General features: G+C 30.1%; 17 protein-coding genes. 7 read left to right on the top strand and 10 right to left on the bottom strand.

Features of this window, described 5'->3' with window-relative positions; genetic code table 11:
• Window positions 1-68: 68 nt before the first annotated feature.
• From C4S75_RS08060 to murC, 3 genes are all read left to right on the top strand, one after another.
• Window positions 69-1,379, top strand: a complete 1,311-nt coding sequence (locus C4S75_RS08060; protein WP_105297787.1) for a S28 family serine protease — start codon at window positions 69-71, stop codon at window positions 1,377-1,379.
• Between the two features lie 320 nt (window positions 1,380-1,699).
• Entirely contained in the window at window positions 1,700-2,524 is an 825-nt protein-coding gene (locus C4S75_RS08055; RefSeq protein WP_105297786.1) for a 1-acyl-sn-glycerol-3-phosphate acyltransferase, read from the top strand.
• An 86-nt stretch (window positions 2,525-2,610) separates the two neighbouring features.
• On the top strand, window positions 2,611-3,957 hold the full coding sequence (murC, locus tag C4S75_RS08050; protein WP_105297785.1) for a UDP-N-acetylmuramate--L-alanine ligase: 1,347 nt from the start codon (window positions 2,611-2,613) through the stop codon (window positions 3,955-3,957).
• A gap of 62 nt (window positions 3,958-4,019) precedes the next feature.
• Here the strand turns inward: murC and C4S75_RS08045 are convergent, their stop codons facing one another.
• The 8 genes from C4S75_RS08045 to C4S75_RS08010 form a co-directional block, all read right to left on the bottom strand.
• Window positions 4,020-4,541, bottom strand: coding sequence for an NAD(P)H-dependent oxidoreductase (locus C4S75_RS08045; protein ID WP_105297784.1), 522 nt, complete (start codon window positions 4,539-4,541; stop codon window positions 4,020-4,022).
• Between the two features lie 305 nt (window positions 4,542-4,846).
• Entirely contained in the window at window positions 4,847-6,499 is a 1,653-nt protein-coding gene (gene recN / locus C4S75_RS08040) for a DNA repair protein RecN (RefSeq protein ID WP_105297783.1), read from the bottom strand.
• A gap of 6 nt (window positions 6,500-6,505) precedes the next feature.
• A complete protein-coding gene (locus tag C4S75_RS08035) occupies window positions 6,506-7,414 on the bottom strand; it encodes a DUF4835 family protein (protein WP_105297782.1) in 909 nt (302 codons plus the stop codon).
• Between the two features lie 3 nt (window positions 7,415-7,417).
• A complete protein-coding gene (gene coaBC / locus C4S75_RS08030; protein WP_105297781.1) occupies window positions 7,418-8,626 on the bottom strand; it encodes a bifunctional phosphopantothenoylcysteine decarboxylase/phosphopantothenate--cysteine ligase CoaBC in 1,209 nt (402 codons plus the stop codon).
• A gap of 15 nt (window positions 8,627-8,641) precedes the next feature.
• Window positions 8,642-8,959, bottom strand: a complete 318-nt coding sequence (locus tag C4S75_RS08025; protein WP_105297780.1) for a DNA-directed RNA polymerase subunit omega — start codon at window positions 8,957-8,959, stop codon at window positions 8,642-8,644.
• A 21-nt stretch (window positions 8,960-8,980) separates the two neighbouring features.
• Window positions 8,981-9,862 (bottom strand): outer membrane protein assembly factor BamD, encoded by an 882-nt coding sequence (locus tag C4S75_RS08020; protein ID WP_105297779.1) that lies wholly within the window; start codon window positions 9,860-9,862, stop codon window positions 8,981-8,983.
• A gap of 120 nt (window positions 9,863-9,982) precedes the next feature.
• On the bottom strand, window positions 9,983-10,870 hold the full coding sequence (gene dapA / locus C4S75_RS08015; protein ID WP_105297778.1) for a 4-hydroxy-tetrahydrodipicolinate synthase: 888 nt from the start codon (window positions 10,868-10,870) through the stop codon (window positions 9,983-9,985).
• 114 nt (window positions 10,871-10,984) lie between these two features.
• Window positions 10,985-12,019: an acyl-CoA reductase gene (locus tag C4S75_RS08010; protein ID WP_105297777.1), complete on the bottom strand. Its 1,035-nt coding sequence runs from the start codon at window positions 12,017-12,019 to the stop codon at window positions 10,985-10,987.
• Between the two features lie 65 nt (window positions 12,020-12,084).
• Between C4S75_RS08010 and C4S75_RS08005 the strand changes: the two genes are divergently transcribed.
• The 4 genes from C4S75_RS08005 to C4S75_RS07990 all read left to right on the top strand — a co-directional run bounded on the left by C4S75_RS08005 (window position 12,085) and on the right by C4S75_RS07990 (window position 15,851).
• On the top strand, window positions 12,085-12,435 hold the full coding sequence (locus C4S75_RS08005; RefSeq protein WP_105297776.1) for a 4Fe-4S dicluster domain-containing protein: 351 nt from the start codon (window positions 12,085-12,087) through the stop codon (window positions 12,433-12,435).
• A 61-nt stretch (window positions 12,436-12,496) separates the two neighbouring features.
• Window positions 12,497-13,561 carry a 3-phosphoserine/phosphohydroxythreonine transaminase gene (gene serC, locus C4S75_RS08000; RefSeq protein ID WP_105297775.1) on the top strand — a complete coding sequence of 355 codons (1,065 nt, stop codon included), beginning with the start codon at window positions 12,497-12,499 and terminating at the stop codon, window positions 13,559-13,561.
• Between the two features lie 22 nt (window positions 13,562-13,583).
• Window positions 13,584-14,537 (top strand): D-2-hydroxyacid dehydrogenase, encoded by a 954-nt coding sequence (locus C4S75_RS07995; protein WP_105297774.1) that lies wholly within the window; start codon window positions 13,584-13,586, stop codon window positions 14,535-14,537.
• Window positions 14,538-14,600: 63 nt separating this feature from the next.
• Complete coding sequence (locus tag C4S75_RS07990) at window positions 14,601-15,851, top strand: DUF1015 domain-containing protein (protein WP_105297773.1); 1,251 nt, start codon at window positions 14,601-14,603, stop codon at window positions 15,849-15,851.
• 76 nt (window positions 15,852-15,927) lie between these two features.
• On the opposite strand, the gene C4S75_RS07985 is transcribed toward C4S75_RS07990, so the two are convergent.
• Window positions 15,928-16,548: a DUF4230 domain-containing protein gene (locus C4S75_RS07985; RefSeq protein ID WP_105297772.1), complete on the bottom strand. Its 621-nt coding sequence runs from the start codon at window positions 16,546-16,548 to the stop codon at window positions 15,928-15,930.
• A 134-nt stretch (window positions 16,549-16,682) separates the two neighbouring features.
• Window positions 16,683-17,240: a hypothetical protein gene (locus C4S75_RS07980; RefSeq protein WP_105297771.1), complete on the bottom strand. Its 558-nt coding sequence runs from the start codon at window positions 17,238-17,240 to the stop codon at window positions 16,683-16,685.
• Window positions 17,241-17,405 lie beyond the last annotated feature (165 nt).

The raw sequence follows: 17,405 nt of genomic DNA, 5'->3' as shown, positions 1-17,405 counted from the left end.
TTTATGAACCAAAAACGTTTTTATACTAAGATCAAATCCATAAAATAAATCATATATAATATTTTAATATGAAAAGAATACTCTTTGTCTTTACTCTATTATTTTCGTTTCATATTTTATCAGCTCAAGAGTCAGACAGAAAAAAACTGGAAGAATTTCTATCGAAACAACAAGATATAACTTATGAAAGGATTGAAACTTTTAAAGGAGGACCTTTACAATATAAATTACAAATTAAACAACCTTTAGATTGGTCGGATCCCCATACCGGTTATTTTAATCAACAAGTCATTTTGACCCATACAGGCTTTGATCGGCCTATGATCATGGAAACGCAAGGGTATGGGATGTATGATTTTAAAAATGAATTGCAGCAAATCTTAAATTCTAACGATTTAAATATTGAACATCGATATTTTGGAACATCAATACCCGATTCGTCAATATTTAACTGGAAGTATTTGACTCTTTATAATGCAGCTCATGATTTACACCATATAAATACTATTTTTAAAAAAATATACGGTAAAAAATGGATCAGCACGGGTATAAGCAAAGGAGGACAAACAACTATATATTATCGATATTTTTTTCCTGAAGACGTAGATGTCTCCGTTCCGTATGTGGCCCCGATAAATTATTCTTTGGAAGATTCGCGAATATATAGTTTTTTAAACTCGGTGGGATCAGAAACTTGCAGAAAGAAAATTAAAGAATTTCAACTGTTTATGCTAAAAAATGAAAAGGAAGCCTTAAAATATGTACAAGCCTATTCTGATATAAAAGGTCTAACCTATAAATATTTGGGATCCTTAGGCAAAGCATTTGAATATACGGTATTGGAATATCCTTTTTCATTTTGGCAATGGGGATATTCTTGTGATTCCATTCCTCAATCCAACGAGGTTGCGCAGGGGGTAGATTATCTTATAAAAGCCGTTGATATAAGTTTTTTTAGTGATCAGGAAATTAAGCAATATGCGCCTCATTATTATCAAGCAGCCTTAGAAATGGGATATTACGGATATGATATTTCACCATTTAAAAATTATTTAAACTATTTTACTGATAATCCTTTGGCAACATTTCCTCCTAAAGAAGCAGGAAAAATCACGTATAGTTCGAAACTTACTAAAAAATTAGAAAAATGGTTAGATACTCAGGGTACTAATTTTATATATATTTATGGAGAATTGGACACATGGAGTGCTACCAAAGTTACCCCTTCTTTAAAAACTAATTCCCTTAAATTGGAACTTCACGGAGCAAACCATGCTTCAGCAAGAATCGCTAACATGGATCAAGTGATGAGAAATCAGTTGAGCGATTCCTTATATCAGTGGATAGGGATTAGACCTAATTATAGTTTATTAAATTAATTATTTTTAGATTTTTTAAAAGAAGTAACTAATAAATTTATTAAAATATGAATAGAAAACTAAATTTAAATTTTTATTTTATCTTGGAATAGAATTTGTATTTAAATGATTTAATGGTAGGATATTTCTTTTTTTTAATAAAAATAGAGATAAATACAGGGTTAATTAAAAATACTTTCGTTTTAATTAATATTTAATTAACAAGAATTCTGTATATAAATTTTAATTTTGTATAATCATTAAATGTACTAATAATACGTATTGAATTAATTATAAATTTAAAAGTAATAAATTTACAATTTAAAAACCTGGGTGTAAAAATGGAAAAAGGAAAGAAGAAGAAAAGAATATTTAGAGATGCGTTTGGCCATTGGTTTATCTTAAAAAGATTTCTTATATTCACCTTTGGGGTTATATCATATAATAGATTCAACGGATTTAATAAATTAAAGCTTAAAGGAACTGAAAACTTGTTAAAGCTTCCCGATACTAATGTATTGTTCGTATCCAATCATCAAACCTATTTTGCGGATGTATTTGCTATGTATCATGTTTTTTGTGCCGTAAAGCACGGTTATATTGACACCATTAAAAATCCTGTTTATCTTTTAGATCCGAAAGTAGATTTATATTATGTGGCGGCAAAAGAAACCATGAATAAAGGGTTATTAGCCAAATTATTTTCTTTAGCAGGAGCAATTACTGTCAAAAGAACTTGGAGAGATGCAGGAAAAGATGTCAATCGAAAAGTAGATATGAATGAAATAGATAATATTTTGCAAGCCTTGGATAGCGGATGGGTAGTTACTTTTCCACAAGGTACGGTAACTCCTTGGTCACCCGGTCGAAGAGGAGCAGCAAAAATTATCAAAAAAAATAAACCCATTGTAATACCTGTTGTAATTGATGGATTCAGAAGAGCTTTTGATCGTAAAGGATTACTCGTTAAAAAAAGGGGAGTAGAACCCAAAATGACATTTAAAGCTCCATTAGACATCGATTATGAGAACGAAGATTCAAATGAAATTTTAGCTAAAATCATGATAGCTATAGAACAAGATCCAAGTTTTTTAAAAGTTAAATCGGTGGAGGAACTGGAAGCAGAAAGGGAAGAAGAAAAGACCCGATCATTTTTTGAACTATAATTTATTGCAGAGATAAAAAAAGGCAGTCATATTTAGCTGTCTTTTTTAGTTTAAAAAAGTATCTTTGTTCTGAAAAATATCGGTAAATGAAAATACATTTTATAGCGATAGGTGGAAGTGCCATGCATAATTTGGCTTTGGCCTTGGCTCAAAAAGGCTACACTGTTACAGGTTCTGATGATGCAATTTTTGAACCCTCCCTCTCAAGATTAAAAAAACAAGGTATAGCACCCAATTCATTGGGGTGGTTTCCCGACAAGATTACTTCGGATTTAGATGCAGTAATTTTGGGAATGCATGCACATTCAGATAATCCCGAACTTCAAAAAGCAAAAGAATTAAATTTAAAAATTTATTCATATCCTGAATTTCTATACGAACAATCTAAAAATAAAACCCGAGTAGTTATCGCAGGTTCTCACGGTAAAACCACGATAACCTCTATGGTTCTTCATGTACTTAATTATCATCAGGTAGATGTTGATTATATGGTTGGTGCTCAGTTGGAAGGATTTGATACCATGGTAAAGCTCACAGATACTAATGAATTTATGATTTTAGAAGGGGATGAGTATTTATCTTCACCGATCGATTTACGTTCAAAATTTCTTTTGTATCAACCTAATATAGCTTTACTCAGCGGGATCGCCTGGGATCATATCAATGTGTTTCCAACTTTTGAGTCTTATAAGCAACCCTTCCTTTCTTTTGTAAATACGATAAGTCAAGGAGGTGCTTTAATTTATAATGAAGAAGATAAAGAAGTTGTAGAGGTAGTAGAACAATCGAGTAACTATCTGAAAAAGTTTCCTTATCATACTCCCAATTATGTAATTAAAGATGAAAAAGTATATCTTCAAACGTCAGAAGGAGAATTACAATTGTCGTTATTTGGTAGACATAACCTATTGAATTTAGAGGGTGCGCGATTGGTTTGTAATCAAATAGGTATACAAAATGAAGCGTTTTATGAAGCAATACTATCATTTAAAGGTGCTTCACGAAGATTGGAAAAAATATACGATACAAATGAATATATAGTATATAAAGATTTTGCACATGCACCATCTAAAGTAATGGCAACAGTTAAGGCAGTTAAAGAAAATTTTTCCAATAAACGACTGATAGCTTGTTTAGAACTCCATACGTACAGTTCACTAAACCCTGAATTTTTAAAACAATACAAAAACACATTAGACAAAGCTGATGAGGCACTTGTTTTTTATAGTGAAGATGCTTTAAAGATCAAAAGGATGGAACCAATTTCAAAAGAACTGATTATAAATTCTTTCGAAAAAAATAATTTACAAGTCTTTACAGATCCTGTTTTACTAGAGAATTATTTAAAAGAAATCGACAAAAATAACAGTATTTTTTTAATGATGAGTTCCGGAAATTACGGTGGAATTAATTTGGACTCAATTTTTAAATAAAAACAAGATTCACTAACTCATAAAAATCTTTCTTTCGGAAAGATTTTTTTATACAATGAATTTTATAAGTTTTTTATAAAGGATAAATATTCATCTATGCTTTTATCCAAAGTACCATTATCGGCTGCATAATAAGAATTATATAACATATAATATCCCCTAAAATTTGAATTAACATAGGCTGCCGTGAGTTTAATAGGTAAAATTAAATCTTCCAAATTCAGATTTTTATTATCTTTAAGATCGTCTTCACTTATACCGGCAGACAATGCTAATGCTATTTTTTTATCTTTTAATTTATACCCATTAGATCCATAGGCCCAGCCATAAGTGAATACCTCATCGATCCATCGCTTTATTAATCCGGGTACATTAAACCAATATATTGGATATTGTAAAATTAAGTTTTCATGTTTTTCAATTAACTTTTGTTCTTTTTGAACATCAATTTTATAATCCGGATATTCATAGCAAAGATTATGAATTGTAAAATCTTTCGGATATTTTTTTAATTCTTCGGACCATCTTTTATGAATAATCGATTGATTTAAATTTGGGTGACCATTGATGATTAATGTTTTCATCTTTTTTTAATTTGATTATAGTTTTTCAAAATATATATTGTAATCATTGTAAATATATTAATTTAAAATCAAATTTAATATAATTATGTATCAATATTTGCAAAAAAATAAATAGTTAAATAATTTAGATTATAATAATTATTAGTATCTAACCAATATAAAGAAATGTAATTTGAAAAATAAAGAAGTATAAATGATTATACTTAGAATAGTGTATATTTTAAACTTTTGAATAAAAAAAGAGAATCAGACTATATTTTTAGTAAGTAAGGATTAATTCAAAATGTGACTAAAAAAACTTGAAATTATTTCAATAATTCAATAGCTTGTTTTCTTGCGTTTTCCGTAATATCAGAACCGCTTATTAACTGAGCAATTTCCTCGATCCTTTCTTCATGATTCAGTAATCGTATTTGAGTTTGTGTTTCCCCCGATTTTTCCGTTTTTTCGACCTTAAATTGACTGTTTCCTTTTGCCGCGACTTGAGGCAAATGAGTAATAGCAATTAATTGCATGGTTGAAGCCATTTGCTGCATTAATTTTCCCATTTCATTAGCAATACGTCCTGAAACCCCCGTATCAATTTCATCAAGAATTAAAGTAGGCAATGCTTCTTTTTCAGACATAATTTTTTTTATTGCCAACATAACGCGAGATCGTTCACCTCCCGATATGGCTTTAGCTATAGGCTGTAAGGACATACCGGCATTAGCGGAAAATAAGATATTGACGATATCTGTACCGTTTGCAGTAAATTGATCTGTTTTTTGTATGGAAATTTCAATTTTAGATTTTTCCATTCCTAAATGTGAAAGTATAGTGAGTATTTTGTTTTCTAATTCAGGAACATGTGTCTTTCTCTTAGTATGAAGATCCTGAGCCCATTTAGTAAGTTCTGAAGAAAGTGTTTTTATAGTTTTTTGACAGGCTTGGATTTGATTTTCCAAATTCATCAAATCAGAGGTATCTTTAGATAAAGACTCTCTAATTTGTTTTAATTCCTCTATAGTGGTTACTTTATGCTTCGCATATAAAGAATGAATTAAATCAACTTTTTGAGTAAGTTCTTCATAATGAAGTGGATTAAAGTCTAATTTTTCAAGGAAAAACTCGGATTCTGCTGATATATCTTGTAATTCCAACTTAACGCTGCTGATTCTTTCAGATAATTTCATTAAATCCGTTGAATACTGCGACCCTTTATCCATGCGCGAAGATACTTCTCGTAATTGATTTAAAATCCCTATTTCATCATTATCTAAGATTTGTTTAACTTCAGTTAAGATTTGAGCTAAATATTCAGAATTTTTCAACAAATTCAGTTCATTTTCCGTTTCAACAAAATTGATGGAATCTAACTGAGCCGTATTTAACTCTTCTAATAAATAGTTTTTATAATCAACTTCTTTATTACCTGAAAGTAATTTTTCCTTTAGCGAGGTAAGCCTTGAATTTTCAAATACGTATTTTTGATAAACTTTTTGATACTCTTTCAAATCTGAAATAGCATCGGAATAATTATCCAATATATGTAATTGATATTTTTCATTCATCAGATCCGAAGTATCAAATTGAGAATGAATATCAATAAGTTTTTCAGTTAGCGAATGTAATACAGATAGGGTAACCGGAGTATCATTAATAAAAGCTCTAGATTTACCTGAAGGTAAAATTTCTCTTCTAATAATAGTAATAGGATCGAAATCTAATTCATTTTGAATAAAAAAGTCAGAAAATAGTTCGCGATCAAGAGTGAATTCCGCTTCAACAAAGCATTTTTCATCAGCATTTTTCAAAGATTTGTAATCTGCCCGCTCGCCTAAAACTAATTTTAATGCTCCCAGAATTATGGATTTACCTGCACCAGTTTCGCCTGTAACAGTTATCATACTGGAAGGAAAGTCAATATCCAGGATATCTATCAACGCATAATTACGAATTGATAAATGAGAAAGCATAAATTTCTAATTTTTAATTTTATTCCAGTATTCGTTACTGTTGATTGGATTGATTTTTTGTAACAGAGTTTTCAATTCTGAAATGTTCATTGAAGTAACCGGAGTTCCGCCAGAAAATATATTGGCTATTTCTTCACGTTTTGCAGTTAAGAAAAGATCTAAAGGATAAAACTGATAATTGGAAGAATATTCATTTAATTTCATTAAATAAGTAGCAATGTGAGTTTTAGCTTGTAATTCATTAGAAGACATTACATCTAATCCTAAACGATGATAATTATAAGAAATATTTCTTAACATTTTTGCTTTATCATTTATAAGATCGGAAATAAGAGATCCTCGAGTTCTAGGACCGTCAAAAGTATTCCACCCGTTGTATCCTTGATTGATGGAATTATCTGCAATTTTTTGAGCTTTATCAAAGTATTCATTTCCTCCGTATCGTGAAAATGTGTCTGCGTCATATCCTAAGATCATATAAATATAATAGGCAATAACATCAGTTAAATTTTTTCCGCTGAATCGGGTTTCATTAAATACTAAATTTTCGGATTCTAGATAATTAAAGGTAAAATCGGTATCTTGATAATTTAACACCGGTGTGATATAAGAAGAATTATAAACCGGTCTGCTGGATTGAATTAATAAGGTAGCTTTAAATTTATCTGTTGAAATTCTTTCCTCAATAATAATTCCTATCGAACATTTAATTCGTTCCTGCATAGATAATTTTTTACCCTGAACCCAGTCCGTATTGTTGATGAATTCTTTTAAATCTTTTTTCAAGGTAGTAAAAACTTGATTGTTTGATCCTTGAACTTTACTGTAATCAATATTAACATCAGCCAATAATTGTTGGCAAGTAGCAAACAAAGGTAAAAACAGCAATAGAGTAATTAAAGATATATGTTTCATAAATCAGGTTTTAATTCTTTCATGAATAGATTTTAAAATATTTTCAGCAACTTTTTCTTTGGTTTGAAGATCAAAATACTCTATACCTCCCTTGTTATCTAAAATGGTTATTTTATTGGTATCGTAAGAAAAGCCTGCGCCTTTATCCTGTAAAGAATTTAAAACAATCATGTTTAAATTCTTTTTGTTCAATTTAGTAAGAGCATTTTCTTCTTCATTATTCGTTTCAAGAGCAAATCCCACTAAAAATTGGTTACTTTTGGTTTTACCTAACTCTAAAAGTATATCTTTATTTTTTAATAAGGGTAAAGAAAATGATTCTTCATTTTTCTTAATTTTCGTTTTAGATACAGTTTCAGGTCTATAATCGGCTACAGCTGCGGCCATAATAGCAATATCTGTATTCTGATAATGTTCCGTTACTTTTTGATACATTTCTTCAGAAGACATAACATCTATTCTTTTAATGGAAGAATAATGCGAAAGTTTTTGACAAGTAGGACCGGATACTAAGGTAACTTCAGCCCCTAATTTTTCGGCTGCTTTTGCTATTTCAAAACCCATTTTACCTGAAGAATGATTGCCTATAAAACGTACCGGATCAATAGGTTCATAGGTAGGACCGGCAGTAATCAATAGTTTCTTTTTATAAAAAATTAAATCTTTTCGTATATAATTTTCAATAAAGTCTAAAATTTCTTCCGGCTCTGCCATTCTTCCTTCACCTTCCAATCCACTGGCAAGTTCGCCCTTATTTGGAGGTATTAAAATATCTCCTTTTTGTTGAAGTTTCTTAATGTTTTCCTGATTGTATGGATTTTTGTACATATCCAAATCCATTGCAGGAGCAAAAAATACTGTGTTTTTTGCTGACAAATAAGTTGCTAAAGCCAGATTATCAGCTTCGGCACTGGCCATTTTTGACAATGTATTGGAGGTAGCAGGTGCTACCACTAAATAATCGGCATGTAAAGCTAAATCTACATGGTTGTTCCATTCTCCGGTGTTCCCTTCAAAAAATTGAGTATATACCGGTTTTTTGGAAAGTGTCGATAAAGTTAAGGGAGTAATAAAATTATGGGCCTTAGGGGTCATAATTACCTGCACTTCACAACCTCTTTTCATGAAAAGCCTTACAAGGGAAGCAGTTTTATAAGCAGCTATGCCACCTGTAATAATTAAAACGATCTTTTTCCCTTCTAAAACCGACATTTGTAAAAATGGATATTAGGCGTCTGTTTTTCTAAAATAAACATCGTTATCTAACCATTCTTGAATGGCAATTAACGTTGGTTTAGGTAATCTTTCGTAATATTTTGAAACTTCGATTTGTTCTCTGTTTTCGAATACTTCATCTAAAGAATCGCTATTAGAAGCAAATTCATCTAATTTTTGGTTTAAATCATTTTTAATAAAGGTATTGATTTGTTCAGCTCTTTTACCTATGATTACTATAGCTTCATAAATGTTACCTACTTTACTTTCAATTTGTTGTCTGTTGAAAGTAATGGTTGTGTTGGGTGCATTTAATTCTTTTAAATTCATATTTTGATGGTGTATAATTAGTTAACTTATTTTATTTTTTCGCTCTTTTTCTGCTGATTTTAATTTATCTTCCGATTGATCTTTTGCTTCATTAATGCTTTTTTCTTTGTTCTGATACACAATTCTGGCATTTTCCAATCGATTATTCAATCTTTTAGCTTCGTCCAAATATTCAGATTTTGGAAATAATTTGCAAAAGTTGTTATATGAATTAACCGCATCATTGATCCGTTCATTTTGCAATCTATGAATGGAATTAACCGCTAATTCAGTTTTTGCTCTTAAAGAATAAATTAAGATATCTTCACGCAACTTAGTATCCGGAAAATCGCTTAATACATTATCAAAAGAAATAATTGCGGCTTTATATTCTGTTACTTTATATAAAGTTTTAGCATTTTCAAAGGCTTTCTTTTCCAACTTTCTTGTCAAATCGTCCATCATTCGGTTGCATTCTGCAATCTTATCCGAGTTTGGATACGTATCAATATAGAGTTGTAATTCTTTTAACGCATCACGAGTATTCGTTTGATCCAAATTATAATCAGGAGAGTCTGCATAATAACAGTAAGCAGCCATAAATGCAGCTTCATCTGCTCTTGAATCTTTAGGATACGACATTACAAAATTTTTAAACTGATGAGCTGCAAGTCTGTAGTTTTTATCCAGGTAATTTAAATAAGCTGTTCGATAAGAAACTTCAGGAGCTTCATCTGTTCCTACTATAAATTTGTTTGCATACTCGTATAAGCTAATGGCTTGAGAATATTTTTTTCTTTGTTCATATTCTTCAGCAACCTTTAATATCAAGTCTTTATCAGTACTTTTCAAAGCTTGATTTAATCTTCTCTCACAACTAATTAAAAGGAGAAATGACAAACCTAGTAGAGGTATTTTTTTCATCTAACTACAAAATTACATCTTTTTATAATTTAAAACAAATAAATAACATTTATTGATATAAATGATACCTAAAAGTAAACAGCTAATAAATAGTTCGATAAACCCTTATTGCAATAAAATTTAAGCTAAGATGGATAGGTTCTCTAATTCTTTTTCTATTTTTTCAATGAGATTAGAAGACGCAGGAGTTAATGGTAAACGCGTATAGGGTTTACAAATTCCTTTAAGAGATAATAATGCTTTTATACCGGAAGGATTACCTTCAGCAAAGATAAGTTCAAACAGTTTTTTAATTTTATAATGAATTTTATAAGCATCATCGACTTTCCTTTCTAATGCCAGTTGCATCATTTGAGAAACTTCATGGGGAAGAGCTTGACCTAAAACAGATATAACTCCCAAACCACCTGCTAATACCATAGGTAAAGCTAATTCATCATCTCCGGAAATCACCATAAAATCAGATGGTTTGTCTTTAATAATTTGTGTGGACTGTAAAAAGTTCGGGCTTGCTTCTTTAATTCCTAAAATATTTGGGCAGTCTTGAGCTAATCGTAAAGTTGTTGCAGCTTCAATGTTAGAGCCCGTTCTACCGGGAACATTATATAGTAGTATAGGTTTGTTGCTTTTTTCTGCTATGCTTTTATAGTGAAGGTAAATTCCTTCTTGGGAAGGTTTATTGTAATAAGGAGAAACGGAAAGTATTGCCGTAAAATCTTCCAGATCGGTTGTACGAACTTGATGTAATATATCTGACGTATTATTTCCCCCTATACCCAAAACCAAAGGTAATCTTTTGTTGTTACTCTTTTTTACGCAATCAATTACCTGTTTTTTTTCTTCTAAGTTTAAAGTAGCATTTTCGGCAGTAGTACCCAAAATCACTAGGTAGTCGGTACCGCCTTCAATATTGTAATTTACTAATTTTTCTAAGGATGGAAAATCAACCGTCCCATCTTCGCAAAAAGGTGTTATCAAAGCAACACCTAATCCTTGTAATGATTTCATAAGAGTAACAATTTTGTCTTTATACTATAAAAAGTAAAAATACTATTAATTATTGAAATATGTAAAAAAATGAATGATAGATATAACTATTTTATGGACTTAAAAATAAGCATCTTACAAATTCGATAAGAAGTCTAAAGTATCAACACCATCCGCATAATCATCTATTTTAGGATTTTGAGCCTGTCCGGGAGCTACTGTTTTAAATTGATGATAAGATTGGGCACTTACTACGCATTGTAGAGAATCGGCATGCTGAGAGATAAATTTTTCAAGTTCGGAGTCATCTGAATACGTACTATAATATAGAGTGCCTATAGGACTAAATAAATTTCGAGATTCTTTCAATAGTATAAAGTTATTATCCCAAAACAGTTCTTGATTCATTAGATAAATCGCTTTATTATAATCGTAATTATTCGAATATTTGGTATGATTAATACAATCTTGATAGGAAATAAAAACTTCGAAGAGTTTATTAATATCATAATTTTCAGGAATGAAAAGTTGAGTAACACTTCTGCATCCTAAACCAAAATAAGAAAATACATCATCTGCCAGGCCATGCAAATCTTCTTTAGATTCATTCCCATTAAGTATGGCTATTGAAGTTCTATTTTTACGTATTATATGCGGTATATCTTTAAAATAATATTCAAAATACCTGGCAGTATTGGTAGTGCCGGTAGTAATAACCGCATCACAAGGAGGAAGTTTATCCACCCATTCAAATTCCAATTCTTCACAAAATTCTTTCCATAAGTTAAGTATAAAAGGGATAAGAACAGAGTCTTTAGATGATAATTTTATTTTTGCCTGATGCCCTGCCAGCAAAGTACTGATGCAGTCGTGAAATCCAACCATAGGTATATTACCCGCTAATACCAATCCAACAGTTTTAGATTCTTCGGATTTTATTGTATAGTTAGATAACCATTGGGTTAGTATTTCTTCAGTAAGAACGTTATTCCAATAAATTAAAACCGAAAGAATGCTGTTTTCAGTAAACCAAGGGTTTTTTATCTCAGCAAGAGAGATACTATTTTTAAATTCGGAATATGTTGGGGATTCCGCCCGGTTTTTAGTAAGAAATTGATCTAAAATATTTCTTACGGCAGCTAACGACTTTATTCTTTGATTTAAACTCATTTTTACTTATGATATATGTGAAAAAAATTGTATAATTTTGCACAAAAGTAAATTAAAATTAAATAATGGCTATAAAAATTACGGATGAATGTATAAATTGTGGAGCTTGTGAGCCGGAATGTCCTAATAATGCAATATATGAAGGAGCTGTTGACTGGAAACTGTCTGAAGGAACAGGTTTAACCGGTATGGTAGTTACGAAAAGTGGTCTTTCAATTGATGCGGATGCTCCTCAAAAACCTATATCTGACGATATTTATTATATAGTTGCCGACAAATGTACAGAATGCGTAGGGTTTCATGAAGAACCCCAGTGTGCAGCTGTATGTCCTGTCGATTGTTGTGTTCCGGATGATGCTCATGTTGAAAGTAACGAAGAACTACACGCTAAAAAAGATTTTTTACATCCTTCTTAAAAGAAGTTGTACGAATTTACTTTATTTCTAAATAAGATAAAAACATTATATTTATTAAATAATGAAAAAATATAACTTTAGTGCAGGACCTTCTACTTTACCGGAAGAAGTTATTCAACAAGCCTCTCAGGCTGTATTGGATTTTAATAATAACGGGATCTCTTTAATTGAAATATCTCATAGAAGTAAAGATTTTATAGCTATCATGGAAGAAGCTAGATCGCTAGCTAAGAAATTAATGAAGTTGGATGATAATCATGAAGTTTTATATTTACAAGGAGGAGCCAGTTTGCAATTTTCTATGGTTCCCTATAATTTGCTTAAGTCGAAAGCGGCTTATGTTGACAGCGGAAATTTTGCATCTATGGCAATTAAAGAAGCAGAAAAAATCGGTAATATAGAGGTTATTGCTTCATCTAAAAAAGATAAATATACCTATATTCCTAAAGATTATGTGGTACCCTCTAATGCCGATTATTTACATATAACCACCAATAATACGGTTTACGGAACAGAAATAAAAACATTTCCTGATACTGATATACCTTTAGTATGTGATATGTCATCGGACATTTTAAGCAGGAATATTGATTATAATAAATTTGCTGTATTGTATGCAGGTGCTCAAAAAAATCTTGGTCCGGCAGGAGTTACCCTGGTTGTTGTGGATAAAAGGTTATTGGGAAAAACAGGAAGAAATTTACCTTCTTATTTAGATTATGAAGTTCATATTGCCAAAGAAAGTATGGCTAATACTCCACCCGTTTTTGCAGTGTATACCACCTTATTAAATTTACGCTGGTTAGAGAAACAAGGGGGAACAGAAGGCATTGAGAAAAAAAATAAAGAAAAGGCGGAATTGTTATATAATGAAATCGATCGAAATCCCTTATTTAGAGGTGTTTGTGTGAAAGAAGACAGATCGCCTATGAATGTATGTTTCTTTTTGAACGATGAAGAAAAACATAAAGCCCGATTTGATCAAATGTGGAAAGATGCAAATATTGTAGGTGTGGGAGGATACAGAACAGTAGGAGGATACAGAGCCAGCATTTACAACGCCATGCCTTTAGAGGGGGTGCAAGTGTTAGTTAATGTTATGAAAGAACTTGAAAAAACCGCTTAAAAATTAATTTAAAAGTATTACAATGAAAATATTACCTAACGATGGTATTTCTTTATCTGCAATCGAATTTTTAGAAAAAGAAGGACATGAAGTTTTAAACCATAAAGTAGCTCAAGAACAATTAGCTAACTTTATAAATGATAACAACATTGATGTATTATTAGTTAGAAGTGCTACTCAGGTACGAAAAGAACTGATAGATCAGTGTCCGTCAATAAAAATTATTGGTAGAGGAGGAGTAGGAATGGACAATATAGATGTACAATATGCAAAAGAAAAAGGAATTCATGTAATTAATACTCCGGCTGCATCTTCCAGATCTGTCGCAGAATTGGTATTTGCACATATGTTTAGCCTATACAGATATTTGCAAGATTCTAATCGTAACATGCCTTTGGAAGGAGATACGAATTTTGCAGCATTAAAAAAGTCTTATTCAGGAGCTATGGAGCTTGGAGGTAAAACTTTAGGAGTTATCGGTTTCGGACGAATCGGGGTGGAAGTTATCAAAATAGGATTGAGTTTAGGAATGAAAATATTGGTTTCTGATGTAAATGACATCACTAAAACAATTACATTGGATTTCTTTGACGGTCAACAAGTTCATTTTGAAATATCCACAGTTCCTATGGAAGAAGTCATTAAAAATTCTGATGTTATTTCTGTACATATTCCTAAACAAAATAAATATATAATTGGAGAAGCAGAACTAAATAAAATGAAGCCAAATGCAATTATTGTAAATGCTTCAAGAGGGGGGATTATCGATGAAGTAGCCTTAATTAATGCCTTAAATGAAGATAAAATATTCGGAGCAGCATTAGATGTTTTTGAAAAAGAACCTAAACCCGAAATTACCTTATTAATGAACCCTAAACTATCTTTATCTCCACATATAGGAGGAAATACCAAAGAAGCTCAAGAAAGGGTAGGTATGGAATTAGCTGAGCAAATTATTGAATTAGCAAAAAAATAGTATTGTAAACAATATACATTAAAAATTTTATATAGTTCTTACATTGTTCTTAAATGGTCTTATATGTTAACTTTTAAACCTTTTAAAGGAATACATGCTAAAGAGGAAGATATCAAAGATTTTCCCATGTATTCGCCGGATATATATTCTGATGAGCAAATAAGAATGAAACTAAGAGGCAAAACTCCTTCTTATATCGATCTAATTAAACCGATATTTTTCAAAGGGGAAAGTCCTTTGGAAAATCGTTTAAAAAAGATAAGAAAAAGGTATGAGGATTATGTGAAAGATAATTTGCTTGATCATGATCCTGCCTCATTTTATATTTATGAGCAGAAAAAAAAATCCGGAGAAACCTTTAGAGGGGTTATAGGATTAATCTCTGTGGATGATTTTAAAGGAAAAAATATAAAAGTACCTTCACCTACTAATGAAACGAAAGTCAATGGATTTACCCAATTTTTAGATATCACCTATTTGCAAACTAATCCGATATTACTTTGTTATGAATCCAATTCCAAAATAGAGATATTAATGGATTTAGAAATGAAAAGTAAACCATTTATCCATTTTGAGGATGAAATGGAGGTTTCACATAGATTATGGAGAATTGATAACCGATTAAAATTATCACAATTTAAAGACGTTGTTTCCAATTTGCCTTCTTTATATTTAGCCGATGGATATTATCGGTTGATGGGAGCCATAAATCACTCAGACAAGATTAAAGATAAAAGTAAAACTAAAAATTTCTTATTTGAACAAAATCATCAAGTATTATCTTTATTAGTTTCAGGTCAAAACTTAAAAATTATAGAATATAATAGATTAATAAAATCATTAAACGGGTTAACCAAAAAAGATTTTTTCTCAAAACTGGAAGAACATTTTACTATTAATCATAAAGGCAACGAACCCTATTTTCCCTCACATAAACATCATATAAGCATGTACATGGACGGAGAGTTTTTTGGTTTATACATTAAACACGAATTTAGGGGAGTGAAGGAAGGATTAGGTACTATTGATACGTATTTGTTTAATACCTTTATCTTAGAAAAGATCTTTAATATAAAGGATTCCGAGCAAGAAATGAATTTAGTATCTTATATAAAAGGATCCAACAATATTGAAGGGATAAAAAAAATAAAAGAAGAAGTAGATAATGGTGATTTTACAATTGGATTCGGTTTTTATCCTCCTTCATTTACCGACTTACAAAAAGTATTGGAATTAGGAGAAAAATTACCCGATAAAATCACCTATATTGAACCTAAATTTCCAACAGGTATGATCATGGTAAACATGAAATAAGTAAATAATAAATTATTATAATCAATATTCAGATCCATTAGTAGATGGATAAAATTTTGTAATTGTCCAAACTCAATTAATCTTTCATTGATTGTATTTGACCGGCATAAGGAGTGTCATCAATAATTTTCCAATTATTAAGTTTAACCATGTTATACAATTCTTTCAGATTGGAAATCAACTGTTTTTTAGCTAAAGATTGTATATTAGATTTTTGAACTTCTTTAGTAATATCTTTTTTCCCTTCTTCCATTACTTCATTAAGCTCAGATTTTGAAAAATCATTTAAAAAACCGGTTTCCATATTATAAATTTCAACATCGGGATATACATGTAATTCGGGATCGGGTATTGACAAAATATGTACTGTTTTATGAGCTGAATCTACCTCAATTTTCATCTTTTTCATATCATACGTAACTTGAGCCATGGCAGTGATGTACAATACAATATTTTTATTTAAAAAATCAAAATATTTAGGATTAAAATTATTATACTTTTTAGTTTTAAATGAAGAATAATTTTGTTCAATAACAATCATTTTATTCAAACGCTGAATTTCGTGATTTATAATTCTGGTTTCAGATTTTACATTTTCTTTACCCGATTGTCTTAAAATAAATATAAATAGTAATAAACCTAAGATTAAAAATACTATGGATATAAAATATTTTTTTAAAAATTTAAGGATTATCATTATATATTTTTTAGTGTTAATAATAGTGCATAAATCATGCAAAAAGATAATAAAATAAAAAAGAGTTTAAGGCATGAATGGAATAATTTTTATTTGGTATTTTTGTTTTATTTAAACAATAGTATATTAATATACTATTGTTTAAATTCTTTTCCGGTAAGAATTTTGTATAAATCTAATTCCAGAGATTCTTTTGGAGATTCAACTATTCTGCCAATTTCTATATCGCTGCGTTTAGGATTATGATTGGCTTTATAGAGTATAAAAGTTGGTATACTAACTATATTCTTTTGATTTTGTTCGCCATACAAACTCTCTTTTTTACGATTTAAAGCATAAAGTTTTAATTTCCTTTGAGGATAATTGGTTACATCCAGAATTTTTAAAAATCGAGGGAGTTGCTCATGAGTGTCGCTGCACCAAGTACCAAAATATATTTCAATTTTATATATTTTTATTTTATTTTTTATTTTATTTATAACATTACGATCAGGAACATAGGAATTATATTCGTCTGTATACCATGAATTAAAATCAGATTGTTTCAAGGCATCTCTAGTTATTTGACCAAATAATATGGTTTCTCCCTCCGGATCGGTAAGCTTTTTATTAACAATCATTTTATCGGATGTTCTACAACTTATAAGTATAGTTAAAATAAATATAAAAATAAGGGATTGTTTAAACTTCATATAAATATAATTTTGGTAAATATACAAATCTCCGTCTATTATCTTTAAAAGAATAGTTCAAACATTTAATATAACATAATTTCACAAAATTTAATTTACAAATACCAATAGTATAAAATACAAAATTTAAGTATTTAATTATATAGTATCAAGCATTAAAATGAA

Source organism: Apibacter sp. wkB309 (assembly GCF_002964915.1).
Taxonomy (GTDB): Bacteria; Bacteroidota; Bacteroidia; order Flavobacteriales; family Weeksellaceae; genus Apibacter.
Note: the sequence above shows the minus strand (reverse complement) of the source record. Positions and strands in the feature narration are given on the sequence as shown.